An 18,601-nucleotide genomic window follows, 5' to 3' on the forward strand; every position below is an offset into this window, starting at 1 on the left:
CTTTTCTCTTCCCAATCTGGCTTTTTTTAGTTCGAAAAGAATCTGTTTATTTAGATTTGATCCCTAACCAGTCTAAGATTCGTTCGGCGGCTTCTTCCTTGGTTAGTTTGGATAAGTTTAATTTAAAATGAGCAGCTTCTTGATACACCGGTAATCTTTTTTCTAAAATAGAGCGATAAGATGTCACTTTGGAGAGATCTGGCCTTGTGGAATCACCCTTAACCTTTTCCACAAGTTCCTCAATCCCACGTTCCAAATAGACTATTCGTCCGATGTTTCTTAAGATGTCTAGTTTTCGTTGGCTTGGAATTTCATTTCCTGACTCGTCCAAATCAAACAAAATTCCGCCCCCACAATCCAGTATAATTCCATCAGAGTTTTGTAGCTTTTGTAAAATTGAATATTCCAATTCGCGAAACTTGTTCCATCCGTATTTTTCCACAAATTTAGGAATTGGAGTTCCGCCAGCTTCATACACTGAAATGGAATCTGTGGAAACAACAGGGAAATCGGTTTGTTTGGAAAGAGTTCTTGAGACTTTGGATTTCCCTGCCCCTCTTGCTCCAATAAAGATAATGTTCATAAAATTTGATTAAAATTTTTTCGGCTAATACAAAAACAATTATACGTTTAACAAATCGGCAAGTCCCGCTTGTAAATCAGGAATATGTACAAAGTAGGTTTCAATATCTGCCTCTGTAACACCTGTTTGGCTAAGTGCAAAAGGAGAAATGGGGACAGATTCGCCACCGATGTCGATACCGATTCCAGAAACTACAATGAGAATACTTGCAATATGCACTACGGAGGTGAGGACGGGATTGTTTTTTGAATTTTCGGGTGTGAGGTAATTGGCCACCACATCCGTTAATTCCTGCGGGAAATTCCAACGTTTTAATAGGTTTTCAGATACTTCCATATGGGTGTATCCGAAGTATTTTTTTTCTAAGTTAGGAAAGGGTTCTTGGTTGTCCTTTAGGTCCGTTTTGATTTGCATCATCACTGGGCTAAAGAACTGAGCGAGTACAATTTTGCCAACGCTACAGAGTAGTCCAGAAGTGAATGCAAGGTCTTTATCGATTTTTAGTTTTTTATGTTGTACGATTTTGCTAGAAAGTTCTGCCACAAGCAAAGAGGAAGTCCAGAGTTGGGCTGCATCCAACTGATAACTGTTTAAATCTTGTGATAGGATCCCTTTGGCAGCAGTAAGAAGAACAATTTCTTTTACTGTTTTGATCCCAAGAGTCATAAGAGCTTCCTGAACTGTACGAATGGGTTTGGAAGCTCTGTAGTAAGCAGAATTAGAAAGTTTGATTACGTTTGCAGTAATTGCTGGATCTTTTGAGATTTCTTGCGCTAGGTCGGCAATATTTACGTCTGGCTTTTGGAGTTTTTCCAATACCTTAGACACAACAGCCGAAATGGCAGGCAGTTTATTTACGTCTTGTAGTATTTCATCAACCTTTGATTTTAGCATATTCGCCTAACGCACCTTATAAAGGTATTTTTCCATACCAGCTTTTTTTAACAACACACGCCCGTCGTCACAATAAAGACTGATCGTTCTTCCTTCGTTCCCTGCCACATCTTCCACTATGACAGGGATTTTATTCTCTTCCATAAATTTTTTGACAATAGCAATATTCTGTTCCCCGATGTTTTGTAGGAATTGGGAATTGATTCCTTTAAACATGGAAGCCCCACCGAACATACGACAAGAATAATGTCCAATATTAGAACCTTGTTGTTTCATCATCTCAATGAGGATGGGTAGAGCAGTTTCCCCATACTTGTGAGGAAACTTAGTGGCATCTTTGCCTGTTGGATCTTTGGCAAGCATGATGTGGGAAATAGCTCCCACTTTCTGTTCCGGATCATACAAAACGATTCCAATGCACGAACCCAATGTAGTTCGGAGCACGTCCGTATCTTTTCCGACCTTGATGTCGGCAATTCCCACATTGATGATTTTGGATTTTATAGACATTCTACTTGTTTCTAGAGAGTGGAACCGTTACTTAGGTATTATAGATAGTAAGCTTTCCTTATGCGTTCAATCAAAAAATCAACTCCCCCAAGAAAATCTACCAAAAAAGGTTTCAAAACAACGGAACCTTATCTCTTCCAAACCATCGGAAAAACGGAAGTCCACATCCTTGGAACAGCACATGTTTCCAAACAAAGTGTAGATGAAGTTGAAAAAATGATCCAAATATTAAAACCTGATGTCATTTGTGTAGAGTTATGTGAATCTCGAATGAAGTCAGTGGAAGACCCTGATTATCTCAAAAAATTAGATATATTCAAAGTTTTTAAAGAAAGAAAGATGTGGTTACTTTTATCCAGTCTCATTCTTTCTTCCTTTCAGAAAAAAATCGGAAATAAAGACATCAAACCTGGTGATGAAATGCGAAAGGCAATCACGATGGGAAGAAAATTAAAAAAACCGGTGTTGGCAGTAGACCGCGAAATCCAAACCACACTCAAGAGGTCTTGGGGGAATGTTGGATTTTTTTCAAAGATGTATCTATTTAGCGCATTACTTGCATCTCTTCTTGTCCGGGAAGATGTGTCGGATGACAAAATTGAAGAGATGAAGTCAGATGATATCCTAAAAGACTTATTCTCTCAAATCCCAAAAAAATATGAATCTGTCAAACATGTCATTATTGATGAAAGAGATGTTTACTTGGCTGAAAAAATTCGTCAAGCTGCTGAAGGAAAGTCTGCCAAAAAGGTTTTGGCTGTTGTGGGTGCTGGTCATTTAGCGGGAATCGAAAGGAATATTCAATCAACAAACGACTTAACCGTGTTAGATGAAGTACCTAAACGTAAATGGTGGGATAACATTAGTATCATTCTATATCCAACTTTTTTTGCTGGCCTGATTGGTTATACTACTTGGAGCCAAGGTGGGGAGGCAGGGATGGATCTTTTTTCAAAACTCATTTATATCAAAGGGGGACTTGCTGCCCTTGGTGCTCTCATCGCTTGGGCCCATCCCATTTCGATTTTACTTGCCTTTATTACTGCTCCGATTGGAACCTTTGTTCCCATTTTTAAAGCAGGTTGGGTCAGTGCTCTATCCGAATCCTATTTGCGCAAACCACTTGTGGAAGACTTTGAACACATTGCAGAAGATTCGGAATCATTCGCAGGGTTTTGGAAAAATCGAGTCCTTCATATTTTCCTAGTTTTTTTCCTTCCACAATTCGGATCGACCATTGGTACTTTTATTGTAGCAGGAAAAGGCTTGAAGAATTTATTTTAAGAAGTAAGATTGGATCGTCTAACCACTGAAGCAAATAGAGTATGAAACGGAAATTTACAATTGGATTCATTCTAATTTTTCTGGCCTATCTGGGGTGTAAATCCTCGGTATTTGGTTTTTGTACTTCTGCAGAAAAGTTTGTGGAACGGTCTTCTGTTCCACCTTGCCACCAAACTTCTGAATCGAAAGACAAAGAAACTAACTCTTGTGAATGCCCCATCACACATGAAGAACTACAAACTTCCAGTGGCACTGATTTCCTTATTGGGAAGCAGGTGAAATTGGTGGTTTGGAACGGGTTTACCGTTTCAAAACCTCAGGTCCGTTACAATCCATCCGTAAAGTGGTTGGATTCTGGGATTCGGAATTCACCTTCCTATTTTCCTACCCAAACTGTCCGACTTCTGATTTGAAATGGCCACACCGATTTGGTGTCGGTGAACACATTCCGATTTCAAAACATTTTTAAAACTTAACAGAGGTTATACGATATGAATCGCAAAGAATTATTACAAAAAGCAGGGATGGCCGTTGCTGTTTCTGGAATTTTATCTACACTTTCCGCAGAAGACCATGACCACTCTACCATGACAGCTTCCACTAGTGGAAAATCCAAATATTCCAAAGCAATGATGGCAGCAATGCACTGCCAACTTTCTGCAGAGGATTGCCTAAGTCATTGTCTCACAGAGCTTGGAAAAGGGGATAAGTCCATGGCGGCTTGTGCTTCTAGTACGAGAGAAGTCATTGCCTTATGTGAATCTTTTGTGAAACTTGCAAGCCAATCTTCTCCATATACAAAGAAGTTAGCCAACTTATGTATTGAGGTTTGTGAAGCTTGCGCAAAAGAATGTGACAAACATGCAAACCATCATACAATCTGTAAAGAATGTCGAGACAGTTGCCTTGCTTGTGTGAAGGAATTGAAAAAAGTTTAATCGGTCAATTCAATTGAAATTTTGAATTGTAAGATACTCAACTGTCCGCTGTTTAGCGGGCAGTTGTTTACTATAGGTTGAATCTACCGTTTTTTAGCCTTTTTCTTGGCTTTCGGTTTTGCTACTGGTTTTGTTTTTTGACTCGGTTTGGCTTTTTTTACTGCTGATTTCTTTTTTGAAGCTAATTGTTTTTGGTTCTTTTTATAAACTGATGGCTCATATTTAGAAAAATCCACTTCAATCTTTTTTGGTACTGCAAACTCTGGATTTGCTTTTGGCGAAGGTTGCATCGCAATGCTGTCTTTTGGTGTACCTAAAAATTCTCTGAGTGTACGTATGTTTTCGTTTCTTCTAACTAAGTTATAATTTCCAGGGATGTCAAACCATAGGTCTCTGCCTTGGCCGAACTCTGTACTTTCTTGAGGAGGAAAGGAAAAATCTTCAATGGCAGAAAGAGGTTGGAAGAGAGGAAAAAAAAGTGCATTTTTGTAATTTGTTTTTACCCAATCAGATTCATAACCCCAATAGGATTGTCTCGTGTTCGTAAACCGGTCCGAACCATGAAAGGGAGTTCCTAAAGTGATGAGTCTTTTTACTTTGCGTCTGGCTTCATCGGGTAAAATCAAAACTAGGAGTCCACCTGTATTGTGCGCAATCAAAGTAACTTCGTTAGGTGCTGTTAAGATTTGGCCAGCCAAATACTGAACCGCTTCTTCCAAAGAAAGTGGGTCACGGAGAGTCGAAAGAATTCCGACTTTGAATCCTAAATTGTCTAAATTGGATTTGAGTCTTGAATAATAGGAACGCCCGGCCCGAAACCCAGGAACGATCAATATGTTTTTATCCTTATTATTCTCCACAAACAAATGACTGGGAAGATAAAATGACAACAACGCCCAAAAACGTTCCAGATATTCTATGAATCGAAACATGAATTAAATGATTCTGTCTGACTCAATTCTTGTCTATGAAAATCAATTCAGCTCGAGAAGAATTCCTGAATTGACCGATAACCGTACTTGCTTAGGATTGCCTTTTAGAATCGTATGCGTCATAGTTTCTTAATCATTTTTCTTTTTGGGTTTTTTCCTGCAGTTCTATTGGCAGAACCTGGGAATTATGATGAGGCAGCGAAGCTTTTGCCCCAGATTTGGGAAACCAAATACCCCCTCCCATACGGCAAACTCATCAAAAAGGATCCTTTGAAACAGGGGATTCGACAAGTGACACGTAAAAAGGGAAAGTACTGGATGTACAATTTTGAAGTTTTTATGCCAAAATACGAAAGAAAAGAGACCGTAGCTGTGCCAAAAGAAGACGGCCGGAATATTCTCGTATTTTTTTTATGGAATCCAGGGGTTTCTGAAGAACCCCACCGGATCGAACTAGGGGAACCACACGAAGGGAAATGATATGGATAAACAGAAATCAGACCAACTGATTAGAGAAACAATGAAAGCCGCTGGACTAACAGATGCATTCATCGCCGATTTTATCGCTAAAGTGGATGCTGTAAGAAACGGTGAAACCGGGATGGTGAATTGGGAAGAGGTGGGAGATTTGGATCCCAAAACCGATGAAATTTCCCTAGAATCCATCCATTCCTCTTACCCCACAGACCTAAATCTTCTCTCAAAACTTGTGGTGATTAAATTGAATGGTGGACTTGGAACCAGCATGGGACTCGACAAAGCAAAGTCCCTCATCCCCATCAAAGGTTCAATGTCCTTTCTGGCTGTCATGGCAAAACAAATTGAATTCATTCGTTCCGAGTTTGGGATTGATGTCCCTCTACTTTTTATGGATTCTTATAATACCCAAAAAGATTCGCAAGAGGAATTGGAAAAAAACGGATTCAAACAAACTCTTAGAACCAGTTTTTTGCAAAACAAAGTTCCGAGGTTAGATGCAGAAACTTTTACGCCCGTTCAAAACAAAAATGAAAAAGAAAACTGGTGCCCGCCGGGACACGGTGATATCTATTTTACTATGGTACAAGAAGGGATTTTGGATGAATTACTTTCCAAAGGTTTTGAAATCGCTTTCCTTTCGAATGGTGATAACTTAGGGGCTACAGTTGATCCACATATTGTCAGTTATCTTTTGAAAGAAGACATTCATTTTGCGATGGAGATGACTCCAAAAACGTTAGCAGACAAAAAAGGTGGTGCCATTTATCGCAAAACTGTCGGCGGAAAATTTATCAAGTATGAACTTTTGGAAACTGCTCAAGTACCAAAAGAACATGAAAACGAATTCAGTGGACTTGGAAAATTTAGAACTTTTTCTACTAACAATCTTTGGATTAATCTTCGTGCTTTAAAAGAAAGATTCAACCAGGGAAACTTTTCCTTATCACTCATTGTGAATCCCAAACAGGTAGATGGAAAATCTGTCATTCAATTGGAAACCGCAATGGGAAGTGCTGTTGGTAATTTTCATAAATTCAAAGGAATTATCATTCCTAGAGATCGATTTGCACCTGTGAAAAAAACAGAGGACTATTTGATTCGTAGGTCAGATGCTTATATTTTAAATGAAGATTTTTCTCTTACGATGACCAAGGAGAGAAAGTCAACAGGGCTTGGTGAAGTTTTAGTACAGTTGGATGAAACATATTATAAAAAAATTCACCAATTTGATCACCTATTCCAACAATATCCATCTTTATTGTATTGCGAAGAATTAAAGGTGACTGGCGCGATTTTATTTGATGTGCCAATTTCTGTCAAAGGGAAAGTGACTTTTCTAAACAAATCAGGTGCTTTAAAAAAGATATCTTCGTTGAATAAAACGAAATTTGAAAACGAAACAATTTCTTTATGAAACAGATTTTTATTTTTTGTATACTTCTTGGATTTGTCAATTGCGGCGCTCCCTTTTCCTTCCGATCTGCATGTTATGAGCGTAATAAATGTTCAACGATCGAGGGGGCCTGCTTTTTGCGTAATGATGCCTTTTATAAGGCAGCTACAAACAGTCCAGAATACAGTGCTCAGGATCTCACCGCCATCGTCGGAAGTTGTTTGGGTTTAGAAAAAACCTGTCGAAAAAATTGTGATAGTGGTACTATTTTTTAAATTCAGATCCAAGTAGAACGGAAAAAAACAGATATTCTTTCGGTTCTACTCTCGAATAAATGATAATTGGCTTTTTTCTGGAACCAAAACTCTGTCTTCAAATTCACCTGACAAAGAATCATAGTTAGGTGACAATTTAATTTTCCACTTACCTTTTTCTTCAAGTAAGTCAGAATCCACAATGTTTTTGCCTCTAAAGATTTCATTTTCATTCCATTTCATGATGATGTTTCCTTCTACATCTTCAGCTTCAATGGTCAAACGAACAGGTTTTACTTTGTTTTTCCCATCCCAATACATCGCAGTCCAAGGACCAATAAACTTTTGAATAGCGGATTCTCCAAAGGTTTTTACTTTTTTTACATCAACGACGGTTTCTGAAATCACAGAGGTGATTGGTTTTGAAAATAAACTTTCACCGTTTCCTTTGGAAACTGATTGGATGGCAAAGAAATAAAACTGATTTTTGGTTAGGTTTTGTAATTTAAAATTAGATTCTGACGTTTCTTTGACAAGACTCCATTCAGGATCATTTTTTTTGCGCATATAAATTTTGTAAGAAGTAACTTTGGGAATCAAATTCCAACTAAATAAAAATTCGCTCGTTTTTCGATTCTCTGAAACAATTAGTTCAGGTGATTTGATTCCAGTGGATCTTCCTGCGACGAGAGAAGGAAAACCAATGTCGGGTTCCGAAGGAAGGCTAAACAAATTTCCATCAAATTCTGAAGCAACGGCATAAAAAGATTCTTTTTCAGATGATGTATCATCTTTGTATTGAAGGTCTGTTGTTTTCGCAATTTCTTTCCAAGCCCCATTCGTTTTACGAAAGATATGATAGGTGATGGCACTCGGTGATCCTTCCCATTGCAGAATCGTTGCTCCAGCATACAATCCTTTGGATGCGGTCAGGTTGATTGGCCTTGGTTTTAAAACTTCTGATGGATCCAAATGTGCAGAAACATAATCACTGGATTCTCCAATCAGTTGGTTCCGTTCTGGGATGACTTGGTAGATTTCGCTATCCCCATTTCGACTTGCTTTTAAATCAATATAAGAAGTTTTTTCAGTTTTACCTAAAAATCGATAGATCCTCGCCATCGGATTCCATTTATAAATAGTATAAGTTGTGGAGATAGGTTGCGGATCCCATTCCAATATAATCCGGTCATTTGTGGGCGCCACGGTTGCTCGTAGGTTAGTGACAGGAAGAATCCCTGCAGGTCTTGTTGGCTCTACCGCATAACCATCGTTAGAGTCGAGTGACGCCTTAGAAAGGAAGTTTTCGTCCAAACTTGCTACACGGTAATTGTATGCCGTGTTTTTTTGGATTCCGAAGTCCTCAAAGAATGCTTGTTTGGAAAGTCCTACCAATTGGTATTTGCTATCGATTTTACGTTTTCGGTATATTTCATAACCGATAGCTCTTTTTTCCCTAGACCAACTGATTCGAATGCGATCAGAAAAATCTCCCCGGGAAGCAAATACTTCTCCTGGTGGAAAGAGGTTGTGTTCACCGTAATCAAGTGATTCCAAAGCATCACTCAATTTGTTTTGTGTCAGTAGTTCGTTTTCGGTTTCGGAATCTGCTACATAAACTGATTTCGTGTATTTAGGAAAGGTATCGTATGAAACCCATAAATAACCTTGGTCTCCCCAAGTGGGTCCCCAAGAATTCCAAACTTTAAAGGCTCTTTTTTTATCGTTAAAACCCAAAATGACGAGGGACTGGGCACCTAAAATTTCACCCGTTCCCAATTCAAAAACTGAATCCTGCTTTGGATCACGAAAATTCTCATACACCAAATAACTAATCAACACTGGCCTTTTCTCAATTAATGCTAGTTTGATGGTAGATAGGTCGTGTGGTTCAATTCGGTAAATTCTACGTAACCTAGCCTTTCTACCTGCTTCTACGATATCGGCTTTGGGTCTTGTCCGAAAGCTGGAAGAAGATTCGTTCATTTGTTCTAAAGTGACTGAACCTCGACTTTCGGCAAGAACTAGGGCATCCAATAGAGAAACTGCTTGGTCTTTTCCACTGTTCAATTGGTTGTAAATAAAGTTAGGTGAATATAAAACCTTTTGTCCGTTAGCAGAACTAGGAGCAACAGTGGATAAGTTCTTAATTCCTTTTTTTTTAGATTCTAAATAAGAAATCAGACCATATCCTACCGTATAACCAACATTATCTTTGTAGATCCCTTGGTCGGAAGGAGGTGGGAAGTCGTTAGTAAAATCATAACTTCCAGGTAGGTCTGAACTTGTTTGTTCAGGACGGAATGGTGGGATACTTTGGTAAAGTTCAAAAGGGTCGGGGATTAGGCCTGATTTTCTTGGTGAAGATTTGGATTCTGTTTTTCCGGTAATTGGTTTGGATTGAAACCCAACAATCATAAGGGATAAAGCGATAAAAATGGTTCCTATCGCAATTCGGTGTTTGTTGTTCCGTAACATTTCAGTCCTCTTCTAAATCAAAACTGATAGGGAGTCTATGTGCCATTCGAGTAGGTTTCCCTTTATCATAACCGGGAGAAAAACGTGCTCTTTGGATGATGCGAATGGCAGCTTCATCAAACCCATAACCCGCTCTGCCTGAAACGATTTTGACTCCTTGGAGAATTCCATGTTCATCAACTTGTACCATAACAACAACAGTCTTTTGGCTGATATTTGCGGCCTTAGCAGCTTCAGGGAAATAGGATTTTAAATCGAAGTCAATGATGGGCGTAGGAGGGCGATCTCCATTGAAGGAAAATAAATACCCATCTTTGTCTGTTCCATTTCCAGAAAGTTGGTTGGGATTTAAGTCGGAGTTATCTGGTTTTTCTTCCGCATCTTTGTTTGAACCTTCTACCCATTCTTGTTTTTCAACAGGGGCAGGACTCGAAGTTCCACCGATGAGTTCGGGTGGAATTTCTTCAAAAGAAACATCCATATCTTCTATCGATGTTTCTTGGAAGGCAGCATCACTGGGAAGTGTGAGTATAAAATAAATCAAATAACAAAATAGATGCAATCCCACGGAAGCAAAGAGACTGGCCCGAAAGAGCCCGAACCTTCTTAGTTTGTATTGCAGGTATAAGGTAAATGATTTCATTGAATGATCTTCTAGTGATGGATGTTTGGTGTAGAACTAGAGGATTGGTTGTGTTTTCCACTCGTGATAAAACTCGCATGGATTTCTTTAGAAAGAATTTCTAAATGACCAATGATGAGTTTCATTTTACGTGTGAAGTAGTTATTTGCCATAACCACAGGGATTGCCACTGCAAGTCCCGCTGCTGTTGCCAGTAGGGCGGTAGAGATACTTCGCATCACCACTTCGGCACCTGAGTTGCCAAGAGTTCCAAGGCCATAAAAAGCTTTGATGACCCCGAGAACGGTTCCCAAAAGTCCAATGAAGGGAGTGTTGTTTCCAAGGGTGTTGAGAATCGGAAGTCTTTCTTCCAGACCCAATTTTTCTTTCAAAATTTTCCCTTCCATCAATTCCTCGAGGCCTTTGTGGTTTTCCTTTTCTCGTTCCAAAACAAAATGTATGAACCGAGTGTAGGAATTTTCCATAGGATGGGTTTCCAGGAGTTTTTCTGTTCCCTTTAGATCTCTATGGCGAATGAGAAGAGTGAGTGAATCCAGAAGTGACTCTGATTCTTTGTTAAAATTACGTTTATAAACAATCAACCTTTCGATAAAAACAGCAATTGCGAGGATACTCGCAAATAACATAACGAGGAAGATGATTTTTTCCCCAAGGTCTACGAAATCTTGCATTTTTGGAACCTTCTAACGGACAGAATTCTCTACCTTGGACTGCAATCAAAGAGAAAAATTGCAGAAAAAGAACTTCGGTTGATTCCAAGCCGACCCAGGAGAAAGAATGATTCCAAGGATTGGTATGAAGGCAAAAAACATTCTTCCCAGTGTTTTGGGGTTTATTTTCATCATTTTCGGAGTTTCTCTGGTAGTGTTCTATGCTACAAAATCTTGGGAGACTTTCCTTAATCTCTGTCCCAACAAAGATTTTTTGTCTTGGGATGAAAACATCAGGCTCAATCAAGTTCTGGATCAGTATGTAGATTTTCGGAACGGGAGTTGGTTTCGAGGGATTCTCCCATTTTTGGAAAGTCCCACTTGGCCACCCCTTCGATCACTCCTAACTTTTGTTACACTTTACCTGCCAATTGATGCTTATGAAACCTATCGTGATTCTTTTTTAGGGCTATTCTTTTTAATTTTAGTGTATCCTGGACTGGTTTATATTTCTTTCCGTATCACAAAATCCTTGTTATGGTCTGGGATTTTGTCGGGACTGATATTTATCCTTACCATCCAAACTGGTGAAGTTCCAGCTTATTCACTTTCGTCGATGTTAGAAACACAATCCATGTTTTTTCTTTTGTTTTCAGTATATGCCATTTATCGATTGTACGACGTCGATAACAGAGAATCGGAAATTGATTCTGGTACGAAGTGGCTTGTTTTCTTTTCCTTGTTTGGATTTTATTTTACTAAGTATCCTTATGGGATTTTATTTTTTATGGCATGTTTTGCCTATGAGTTACTTAGGTCCCCCGCTAAATACAAAGAAGCTTTGGTTTATTTGTTAAAAAATTATGCAAAAGGTTTGAGATTAGTATATTTAGTTTTTGTGGTGCTTATGGTTTTTTCTTTGCCTGTGTTAAGGGTGGTTACAAAAATCAATCTCAACCAAAAAAGTTTCAAACAGTTTATGTTTGGGATCACCTTTCTTTTGTTTGTTGATTTGTCCGTTTATTTTTTCCGTAAAAGAGATGAAGTTAAAAAAGTATTTCCAAAAACCGTTGTGGTTCTTTGGATTTATGCAATTTTTCCGGCATTTTTATGGTTATTTATGAACCCAGATCGGGTCAATGCACTCATTGATGCCCAAATGATTGTGAATGCTTACACACGAAGTTTTTTCTTAACACTTTGGACGGAACCCGGCCTTGATCCTTCTGTTCCAGGTGTTTTTGATTTTATTTGGGGATTTCGTACTCTTATTATTTTTTCTGTTTTATCTCTTCTTTATTTTCTTTTCCGATCGGGAACCAAATTCCCAACCAAATTAAGAGATCCTCTTCTTGCGGGGACTTTGATTTTATTTTTGGAACTTCTCATTTTAGAACTGACTACAGGAAATAAACAACCAAGGCATGTGTTGCAGTTTATCCCTGCCATTGGACTTTTAAGTTTTCTCTGGATTTTGCGTTTGTACGAGTTAGCTGAGACAAAAATAGAAAAGTTAGCATCCGTTTCCGTTTTCCTTCTCACTTCTCTTTTTGTATTTTCGAATTCCATGTATTCTCAAGGAATTTTGTCCGGAAAATTTTATGAAACAAAGATGTTTTGTTATCGAGGGATGAATGGGAACGATTTCCAACCGGCAAGAGAGATCGCCGAACAAATAGTACCTGATAAAAAGTACATCCTCATCAATGCATTCCATTTTGAGGAAAAATACGGATCAAAAGGTAGAGTTTTAGCTTCCGATTTCGATCTAGCAATGAAACTGAAGACTTATAAACAAGGTATGGTTAGAAACGATAACAAATATCGCTGGAAGGAATGGACAGATTTTGATTCCGTTCTTTTATTGAGTGATGTTTGCCCGGATAGTTTTGTAGAAGAAAAGTTTGAAAATCGAACGAAAATCTTAAGTAGTAAGTCAACTTTGCTGTCTACTTACAGAGAGAGTTCAGGTATTGCTTGTCTCCAAGAATATAAATTGCTCAAATAGAGAAAATAGTTTATGAGTATTGCTTCTGCCGTGGGACTTCTCGTGGATGATGCCATTGCCTCTGCGTCGGAGGCAGCGACTAAGATATTAAAAGACAAACTCCCTCCACCGCCTGGAATCACCTATTCTTTTGTAGGGCAATCGGAGGACTTTAAGGAGCTTTTACAAAACATAGTTCTTGCATTTGGAATGGCGCTCATATTCATCTATTTGGTGTTAGCTTCTCTATATGAATCCTCTATCACACCAATTACAATTCTATTTGCAATCCCACCAACCATTTCGGGAGCTTTCCGACCCGATTTTGAAATTCGCCCTGAGGATTTAGAGGATTGATTCTAAATTCTTAAATCCTTAGGTATAAATTTAAACTTGCCCAAACTTTGAATTCGGTGTTCCCTTGCTTACATGTCCAGCGAACGCCGAATCTACAAACGAATCTCTGAAAAAGTCCACCTCACCTACCGAGTGATCCAATCGGGAGCAGCTTCGTCTCAGTTTTTACCAAAAGACAAAGGAGAGGGGGATTCCCAAGACATTTCTGAAGGTGGGTTATTATTCCGTACAAAAGAACCAATGCCTCTTGGAACTCGATTGGAATTAGAATTGAGATTCCCTGATGTTAAATACGTTTTGTACCCTAAAGCAAAAGTGGTACGTTTGGAAGAATTTGGTGAAGGTGCATTTTATGAAGTTGGCCTTGAATTCAATCAAATGTTTGATGATGATCAGAAACTTTTATTAGAACATATTAGCCGATTAGAAGTATAATCTGAAGTTTTATTTTTACCTTAGTGGTTCGGGCTCAGGTATCAATCTTATGATTCGTAAGATCTTCGTTTTTTTTCGAGGGATTCCGTTAGATCCTATCTCTTTATTCGCTGTTTATTCGGAAATCATCAGCAAATTGTATTTTTTAGGTTTCGCTTATTGCCTTGCTTACATCCAAAGCGTGTATCTGGAGTGGAACGCATTAGACAATACCAATTGTATCCTTTCCGCAATTCAATTAGTCCTTAGTATCATCCTTGTTTGTACTTCGTTTTTTTATCGAAGTATATTTCCATTGGCGCCAATCATTGTGAGGTTGACTTTTTTTCTTTTGGTATTGGTCGAAATTGAAACCGGTTTTCATGATCCTTCGATTCCCTATTTTGATCCTAGAAATTGGCTTACTATCACAGCTTTACTTGCTACTTCCTCTTTCTTTTATCCAGGCCTTGTCTGGCAGTACATTTTAGAATGGTCGATCGTTCTTTTGCTTTATATACTTCGAGTTTATTTTGCTAACCAAACGGCAATTCCTGAAGAAACATGGCGAGAGATGTCGACAATATTTCCTTTGTTTTTAGTCGCATTTTTTTTAAACCATTGGTGGTTTCGCACCCGATACATTGCGGCTTACCGAGGTATGTTGTTAGAAGAAAAACGTAGAACGTTTTTCCAAGATATCCATGACAGTTTAGGATCTAAGTTAACTGACTTATTTTTACTCACACAAAAATTGGAAAAAAATCCAGAAGAGGTTACTGAAAATCATCTTCAAAAACTAAAACAACTTTCCGAATCAGCTTTACAATCTATGCGAACACAAGTACAAGAAGAAGACCAAAGAGAATTATTCCAAGAATCTTTGTTAGACGGATTAAAACTATTAGTCAAAAAAAGATACAAACTTGTGGGTAGAGCCATTGATCTAAATTTGGTGTCCATAGGAGAAGAAACGATGATAAAAATTCCAGATCCAGAAGTCGCCCATCATCTCCTTCAAATTTTTAAAGAAGTGACTACCAATGATTTGCGGTATGGAAACGGAACATCTGAATGGAAGATTGAAAAAAAAACAGAAAATCTTTTTTTACAATTTGTTACCGAATCTGAAAAATCAGAATTGAAAGAAACGATTTTTGATTCTCAATCCAACAAACCAGTATGGATAGAGTCGGGTATTGGAGAACGAGGACTGTATCAAAGAATCAAATCTCTGAATGGCGAGATTAATATTGTTGAATCACCATATCAGATTCGTATCAAACTCCCTTTGAGTTTATTTCAGATATGAAATCCATTTTGATCGGTATCATAGAAGATAATGTTGATTTTTTACAATCGTTATGCGGTGTCTTAAATCAACATTCAAATTTTAATTTGGTTACTTGGAATTCCGCCGAAGATTTTTGGGCCAAAGGACAATCCAAGGAATTGGATTTATTAATTTTGGACATTGGCCTTCCTGGTATGAGTGGAATAGATGTTCTCAAAACTTATCATACAATGGAATCTAGAAAAAGCTTAGTGATTTCATCCCTACAAACCGATGATGCCATTTTTTCTGCTCTGAGAAATGGAGCCTCAGGGTACATTTGGAAATCAGAACTCGACTCTTTACCCGAGACCATTCAAACTTTACTTGATGGAGGGAGTGTGATTTCACCTTCGATTGCTGCAAAAGTATTGTTAAGTTTTCGTAAACCTCAAATCCATTCTGAACCTTTAGGAGTAGGGGTTGAGGTGCTCACATCAAGAGAAAGACAAATTTTAGATCTTATAGTAGAAGGGGACAGTCCCATTCAAATTGCTTCTTTATTTGGGACAACAGTTGGGACTGTGCGCCAACAAATTAAGGCCATCTATAAAAAACTCCAGGTGAACACTCGGGTACAAATGCTAAAAAAAGCCCGGCAATTCGGAATTTTTTAAAGGAAAAATAACTCTCTAATTTATACCATCTGGTAAATGGACACTGACTGAAAACATGGTTATACTATCTCATCAACTTACCAGAATACAAACAAATGCGACTAGAATCAATTCATTGGATCTCTGCTCTCCTCATCAAACTAAGGCTTGTTTTATGGTTTGGTGTGTACTTAGCCCTTGTATTTCTCATGAATTGGGTTTTATAAAGAGAAATCCAAAAAACAAAAGTATCTATTTGGGAATGTTCCTTTCCTTCCTTTTTATACCATTTGGTAGATAGACAGCGACTCTCGTCTCTGTTAGCATGATCCTAATAATCCCAGTCTGTCCTACCCTGGCTGGCGAATAGCGTAGAATTTCCATTTAACATTCCATTGCTTGGTGCAAGTGCCATCGTGTTCGAGACCACGGTGGTATTTTTTTTGCCCACCGAGTGTGGTCCTTTAAATTTTAGAATGATCATAGGTGGCAAAATCACCTACAAACGATCTAAAAAATTACCATTCTGTAACATCTGTTCCCCGAAAAAATATTGCACCGAGGAAATGGGAAGATAGCCTTGGCTACACTTTCATAGGAGAATTTATGAAGAAAATTTTACTCATGGCAGCAGTTGCAGCTTTCATTGCAAACTGTTACAGCATCGACAAAACTAAAGTGGGCGGAAAAGAAGTAGTAACTGCTACTCAAATGAACCCAGCTATCTTTACACTTTGGGGTGCTCCTGTTACTGCTTGTTTAGATGACCTAAACAAAGAAGGTGTGACTCAAGTTGTTGATGCAAAAGGTCCTGCGACTCACGGATTGTTCACTACAAGCCGTATTTCTACAACTGAAGCTTGCCAAGCAACTGGCGTTAAGTAAGTTTTTTGTTGGGCTGAGGCAACTTTTGTTGCTCAGTCCAACTTCTCTCCTCTTTCATTGAACCGACTCCATACTTTTTTTCTTACAACTTTTTTCTTCTTTTGTTTTTCTGCCTCACCCATACTTTCCCAACCAAACATTCCTGATTTGGATTCCATTGAAAAAGCTTCATTGGAAAGAGATTGGCTCGTCCTACTTCACTACCAAACTTCCAAATGGAAAAAGAAGCATAAAAGTTTGGCAGACGGACCTTCCTTTTTTTTATCTGCGGACGGTCTTACCAATCCTACCTCTGAATTAAAAGCACATTTGGATCTCTTGCAAAAACCGAAAGAAGAATTAATCAAAATGGAATGCAAATTCCCTGCCAGGTTCCATTGGATTCGAAAACGATTTGGATTTCCCGTCGACCCAACTTGGGAAGAACAATGTCCGAAGTGGCCTGAGTTTAAAAACCAAATGCGAGCAAAATCAGTTTCGGTGATTTTTGCTTCCTTCCATCCGGAACATCCAGCTTCATTATTTGGGCATACGATGCTTAAATTTAATGAAGAAAAACCAAATGGAGTTGTTTCTGAAGATTTAATTTTGAATTATGCGGCAACAGTTCCTGGCAACATCGATCCAATTTCATTTGTGATTTATGGGCTTGCAGGTGGATTTCATGGATCATTTGAAATTCAAAAATACTTATATAAAATTCATGAATACAATGAATTTGAAAATAGAAATCTTTGGGAATTCAAACTCAACTTAAACCAAGAAGAAGTGGATCAATTGACTCGTCACCTTTGGGAGATGTCACAAAACCATTTTGATTATTATTTTTTAGATGAAAATTGTTCGTTCCGCATTTTGACTCTTCTCGAAGTAGCAAGACCAAGGCTGAAACTTACGGATCGAATTTCAGTAATGTTACTGCCAACTGAAAGTTTGAAAATTCTTTCCAACCAAACAGGACTCATTGAACAAATTCAGTTTAGACCTTCTATCATCGAAAGATACAGACACAAGTATGGTTATTTAACTTCTTCAGAAAAAACCATTTTAGACAAAATGGTAGATGGGAATATGGATTCTGCATTTGAATTAGACTCAGATAGAAGGACTCTTCTTTTTGATATCTATATCGATCATCTAGTCATTCATAAAATTAAAGCATATGGGAAGATGGAAATCAAAGACCAACAGTTATATGCAGAAGCGGACCAAAAAAGAGGAGATATACAAGTTTTAAATTCGTTACCGGATTATTTCCAGATTGATAAATTGTCCAATCCACTTCTTAGCCATGCTCCATCCCAGGTAACAGTCGCTCATGGAAATTCGACGAATGGAGGTTATAGTGAAATCCAATATCGGCCGGTCTTACGAGACTTTACAGATTCTTATCTAGGTTATTCTCCATACAATCAAATTTCGTTTTTAAGAATGAATGCACGTTTTTATGAAGATACAAAACAAACCGTCATACAAGAGTTTCATGTTTTGGAAATGTCATCGTTAAATCCAATTGGACAAAAAATTTGGAAACCTTCTTGGCGTTTGGATTTAGGTGTTAAGTCATTGTATACCGAGAAAAATTACATAAAACCAATAACGGAATACTACGGTTATGCGAGTGGAGGTTATGGGGTTGCTTGGGAGCCATTTTATCCTTTTTTTAGGTATCAATTTGTTATGTTTTCTTTTTTGGATCTCAGGGTAGACCAATCACCCATTTGGGGGAGTGGATATCGTTTAGGCGGAGTGAGTAGTACTGGCCTTCTCATTCGTATCTATGAATCTGTTGGATTGATTTTTTCAGGAGACTACAGGTCTTACTTTGCGGGAGATAGAGGGAACTTCCCTGAACTTGTCTCTCAGATCAATTGGACATTATTAGAAAATGTATCATTAGAATTAAAATACAAACAAATCCAAACAAAGGAATTGGATTGGAACGAATACCAGGCAGGGTTAAAAATTTTCTTCTGATTTTGGACTTGGT

The 18,601-nt window shown here is 38.2% G+C and carries 20 protein-coding genes and 1 pseudogene; 13 read left to right on the forward strand and 8 right to left on the reverse strand.

Features of this window, described 5'->3' with window-relative positions:
• Positions 1-46: 46 nt before the first annotated feature.
• The 3 genes from CH364_RS17060 to CH364_RS17070 are packed head-to-tail and all read right to left on the reverse strand — an operon-like array spanning position 47 to position 1,987.
• The gene (locus CH364_RS17060) at positions 47-583 is read right to left on the reverse strand and encodes a shikimate kinase (RefSeq protein WP_100745046.1); all 537 of its coding nucleotides are present in this window, start codon (positions 581-583) and stop codon (positions 47-49) included.
• A gap of 39 nt (positions 584-622) precedes the next feature.
• Positions 623-1,477: an HDOD domain-containing protein gene (locus CH364_RS17065; protein WP_100745045.1), complete on the reverse strand. Its 855-nt coding sequence runs from the start codon at positions 1,475-1,477 to the stop codon at positions 623-625.
• 6 nt (positions 1,478-1,483) lie between these two features.
• The gene (locus CH364_RS17070) at positions 1,484-1,987 is read right to left on the reverse strand and encodes a chemotaxis protein CheD (protein ID WP_100745044.1); all 504 of its coding nucleotides are present in this window, start codon (positions 1,985-1,987) and stop codon (positions 1,484-1,486) included.
• A 60-nt stretch (positions 1,988-2,047) separates the two neighbouring features.
• On the opposite strand from CH364_RS17070, the gene CH364_RS17075 reads away from it, so the two are divergent.
• The 3 genes from CH364_RS17075 to CH364_RS17085 all read left to right on the forward strand — a co-directional run bounded on the left by CH364_RS17075 (position 2,048) and on the right by CH364_RS17085 (position 4,209).
• On the forward strand, positions 2,048-3,271 hold the full coding sequence (locus CH364_RS17075; protein ID WP_100745043.1) for a TraB/GumN family protein: 1,224 nt from the start codon (positions 2,048-2,050) through the stop codon (positions 3,269-3,271).
• A gap of 41 nt (positions 3,272-3,312) precedes the next feature.
• Entirely contained in the window at positions 3,313-3,684 is a 372-nt protein-coding gene (locus CH364_RS17080; protein WP_100745042.1) for a hypothetical protein, read from the forward strand.
• 78 nt (positions 3,685-3,762) lie between these two features.
• Positions 3,763-4,209 (forward strand): four-helix bundle copper-binding protein, encoded by a 447-nt coding sequence (locus tag CH364_RS17085; RefSeq protein WP_100745041.1) that lies wholly within the window; start codon positions 3,763-3,765, stop codon positions 4,207-4,209.
• An 83-nt stretch (positions 4,210-4,292) separates the two neighbouring features.
• Here CH364_RS17085 and CH364_RS17090 read toward each other — a convergent pair whose 3' ends face one another.
• Complete coding sequence (locus tag CH364_RS17090; RefSeq protein ID WP_100745040.1) at positions 4,293-5,141, reverse strand: esterase/lipase family protein; 849 nt, start codon at positions 5,139-5,141, stop codon at positions 4,293-4,295.
• Positions 5,142-5,255: 114 nt separating this feature from the next.
• Between CH364_RS17090 and CH364_RS17095 the strand changes: the two genes are divergently transcribed.
• The 3 genes from CH364_RS17095 to CH364_RS18955 are packed head-to-tail and all read left to right on the forward strand — an operon-like array spanning position 5,256 to position 7,289.
• Positions 5,256-5,621: a hypothetical protein gene (locus CH364_RS17095; RefSeq protein ID WP_100745039.1), complete on the forward strand. Its 366-nt coding sequence runs from the start codon at positions 5,256-5,258 to the stop codon at positions 5,619-5,621.
• Between the two features lies 1 nt (position 5,622).
• On the forward strand, positions 5,623-7,035 hold the full coding sequence (locus tag CH364_RS17100) for a UTP--glucose-1-phosphate uridylyltransferase (RefSeq protein ID WP_100745038.1): 1,413 nt from the start codon (positions 5,623-5,625) through the stop codon (positions 7,033-7,035).
• Complete coding sequence (locus tag CH364_RS18955; RefSeq protein ID WP_100745037.1) at positions 7,032-7,289, forward strand: LA_0364 family Cys-rich lipoprotein; 258 nt, start codon at positions 7,032-7,034, stop codon at positions 7,287-7,289. Before CH364_RS17100 ends, CH364_RS18955 begins: the two co-directional genes overlap by 4 nt.
• Positions 7,290-7,334: 45 nt before the next feature.
• Here CH364_RS18955 and CH364_RS17110 read toward each other — a convergent pair whose 3' ends face one another.
• The 3 genes from CH364_RS17110 to CH364_RS17120 are packed head-to-tail and all read right to left on the reverse strand — an operon-like array spanning position 7,335 to position 11,060.
• On the reverse strand, positions 7,335-9,746 hold the full coding sequence (locus CH364_RS17110; RefSeq protein ID WP_100745036.1) for a fibronectin type III domain-containing protein: 2,412 nt from the start codon (positions 9,744-9,746) through the stop codon (positions 7,335-7,337).
• Between the two features lies 1 nt (position 9,747).
• Positions 9,748-10,389: an energy transducer TonB gene (locus CH364_RS17115; RefSeq protein ID WP_100745035.1), complete on the reverse strand. Its 642-nt coding sequence runs from the start codon at positions 10,387-10,389 to the stop codon at positions 9,748-9,750.
• Between the two features lie 11 nt (positions 10,390-10,400).
• Positions 10,401-11,060, reverse strand: a complete 660-nt coding sequence (locus CH364_RS17120; protein ID WP_100745034.1) for a MotA/TolQ/ExbB proton channel family protein — start codon at positions 11,058-11,060, stop codon at positions 10,401-10,403.
• A gap of 106 nt (positions 11,061-11,166) precedes the next feature.
• Here CH364_RS17120 and CH364_RS17125 point away from each other — a divergent pair, with 106 nt between their 5' ends.
• The 6 genes and pseudogenes from CH364_RS17125 (at position 11,167) to CH364_RS17155 (ending at position 16,611) form a co-directional block, all read left to right on the forward strand.
• On the forward strand, positions 11,167-13,047 hold the full coding sequence (locus tag CH364_RS17125; protein ID WP_100745033.1) for a hypothetical protein: 1,881 nt from the start codon (positions 11,167-11,169) through the stop codon (positions 13,045-13,047).
• Between the two features lie 51 nt (positions 13,048-13,098).
• Positions 13,099-13,341: pseudogene (locus CH364_RS17130) on the forward strand (efflux RND transporter permease subunit); the annotation flags it as partial.
• A gap of 114 nt (positions 13,342-13,455) precedes the next feature.
• The gene (locus CH364_RS17135; RefSeq protein WP_100745032.1) at positions 13,456-13,818 is read left to right on the forward strand and encodes a PilZ domain-containing protein; all 363 of its coding nucleotides are present in this window, start codon (positions 13,456-13,458) and stop codon (positions 13,816-13,818) included.
• Positions 13,819-13,867: 49 nt separating this feature from the next.
• Positions 13,868-15,109 (forward strand): sensor histidine kinase, encoded by a 1,242-nt coding sequence (locus tag CH364_RS17140; RefSeq protein ID WP_100745031.1) that lies wholly within the window; start codon positions 13,868-13,870, stop codon positions 15,107-15,109.
• Entirely contained in the window at positions 15,106-15,747 is a 642-nt protein-coding gene (locus CH364_RS17145; protein WP_100745030.1) for a response regulator transcription factor, read from the forward strand. The genes CH364_RS17140 and CH364_RS17145 overlap by 4 nt, the downstream gene beginning before the upstream one ends.
• A 585-nt stretch (positions 15,748-16,332) precedes the next feature.
• Positions 16,333-16,611 carry a hypothetical protein gene (locus CH364_RS17155; protein ID WP_004788263.1) on the forward strand — a complete coding sequence of 93 codons (279 nt, stop codon included), beginning with the start codon at positions 16,333-16,335 and terminating at the stop codon, positions 16,609-16,611.
• 32 nt (positions 16,612-16,643) lie between these two features.
• Here CH364_RS17155 and CH364_RS18895 read toward each other — a convergent pair whose 3' ends face one another.
• Complete coding sequence (locus CH364_RS18895) at positions 16,644-16,769, reverse strand: hypothetical protein (protein WP_279306207.1); 126 nt, start codon at positions 16,767-16,769, stop codon at positions 16,644-16,646.
• Between CH364_RS18895 and CH364_RS17160 the strand changes: the two genes are divergently transcribed.
• Entirely contained in the window at positions 16,759-18,588 is a 1,830-nt protein-coding gene (locus tag CH364_RS17160) for an Lnb N-terminal periplasmic domain-containing protein (protein WP_243401446.1), read from the forward strand. The genes CH364_RS18895 and CH364_RS17160 overlap by 11 nt on opposite strands.
• Positions 18,589-18,601: the final 13 nt, after the last annotated feature.

Origin of the sequence: Leptospira harrisiae (genome assembly GCF_002811945.1) — a bacterium.
In the GTDB taxonomy this organism is placed as follows: domain Bacteria; phylum Spirochaetota; class Leptospiria; order Leptospirales; family Leptospiraceae; genus Leptospira_A; species Leptospira_A harrisiae.

What these genes read in the sequence shown, in the direction of transcription:
- CH364_RS18895 (WP_279306207.1), bottom strand. Translation starts at nt 16,769, where the DNA reads ATGGAATCCAAATCAGGAATGTTTGGTTGGGAAAGTATGGGTGAGGCA.
- CH364_RS17145 (WP_100745030.1), top strand. Translation starts at nt 15,106, where the DNA reads ATGAAATCCATTTTGATCGGTATCATAGAAGATAATGTTGATTTTTTA.
- CH364_RS17075 (WP_100745043.1), top strand. Translation starts at nt 2,048, where the DNA reads ATGCGTTCAATCAAAAAATCAACTCCCCCAAGAAAATCTACCAAAAAA.
- CH364_RS17135 (WP_100745032.1), top strand. Translation starts at nt 13,456, where the DNA reads ATGTCCAGCGAACGCCGAATCTACAAACGAATCTCTGAAAAAGTCCAC.
- CH364_RS17125 (WP_100745033.1), top strand. Translation starts at nt 11,167, where the DNA reads ATGATTCCAAGGATTGGTATGAAGGCAAAAAACATTCTTCCCAGTGTT.
- CH364_RS17080 (WP_100745042.1), top strand. Translation starts at nt 3,313, where the DNA reads ATGAAACGGAAATTTACAATTGGATTCATTCTAATTTTTCTGGCCTAT.
- CH364_RS17120 (WP_100745034.1), bottom strand. Translation starts at nt 11,060, where the DNA reads ATGCAAGATTTCGTAGACCTTGGGGAAAAAATCATCTTCCTCGTTATG.
- CH364_RS17115 (WP_100745035.1), bottom strand. Translation starts at nt 10,389, where the DNA reads ATGAAATCATTTACCTTATACCTGCAATACAAACTAAGAAGGTTCGGG.
- CH364_RS17155 (WP_004788263.1), top strand. Translation starts at nt 16,333, where the DNA reads ATGAAGAAAATTTTACTCATGGCAGCAGTTGCAGCTTTCATTGCAAAC.
- CH364_RS17140 (WP_100745031.1), top strand. Translation starts at nt 13,868, where the DNA reads ATGATTCGTAAGATCTTCGTTTTTTTTCGAGGGATTCCGTTAGATCCT.
- CH364_RS17085 (WP_100745041.1), top strand. Translation starts at nt 3,763, where the DNA reads ATGAATCGCAAAGAATTATTACAAAAAGCAGGGATGGCCGTTGCTGTT.
- CH364_RS18955 (WP_100745037.1), top strand. Translation starts at nt 7,032, where the DNA reads ATGAAACAGATTTTTATTTTTTGTATACTTCTTGGATTTGTCAATTGC.
- CH364_RS17100 (WP_100745038.1), top strand. Translation starts at nt 5,623, where the DNA reads ATGGATAAACAGAAATCAGACCAACTGATTAGAGAAACAATGAAAGCC.
- CH364_RS17110 (WP_100745036.1), bottom strand. Translation starts at nt 9,746, where the DNA reads ATGTTACGGAACAACAAACACCGAATTGCGATAGGAACCATTTTTATC.
- CH364_RS17060 (WP_100745046.1), bottom strand. Translation starts at nt 583, where the DNA reads ATGAACATTATCTTTATTGGAGCAAGAGGGGCAGGGAAATCCAAAGTC.
- CH364_RS17095 (WP_100745039.1), top strand. Translation starts at nt 5,256, where the DNA reads ATGCGTCATAGTTTCTTAATCATTTTTCTTTTTGGGTTTTTTCCTGCA.
- CH364_RS17090 (WP_100745040.1), bottom strand. Translation starts at nt 5,141, where the DNA reads ATGTTTCGATTCATAGAATATCTGGAACGTTTTTGGGCGTTGTTGTCA.
- CH364_RS17065 (WP_100745045.1), bottom strand. Translation starts at nt 1,477, where the DNA reads ATGCTAAAATCAAAGGTTGATGAAATACTACAAGACGTAAATAAACTG.
- CH364_RS17070 (WP_100745044.1), bottom strand. Translation starts at nt 1,987, where the DNA reads ATGTCTATAAAATCCAAAATCATCAATGTGGGAATTGCCGACATCAAG.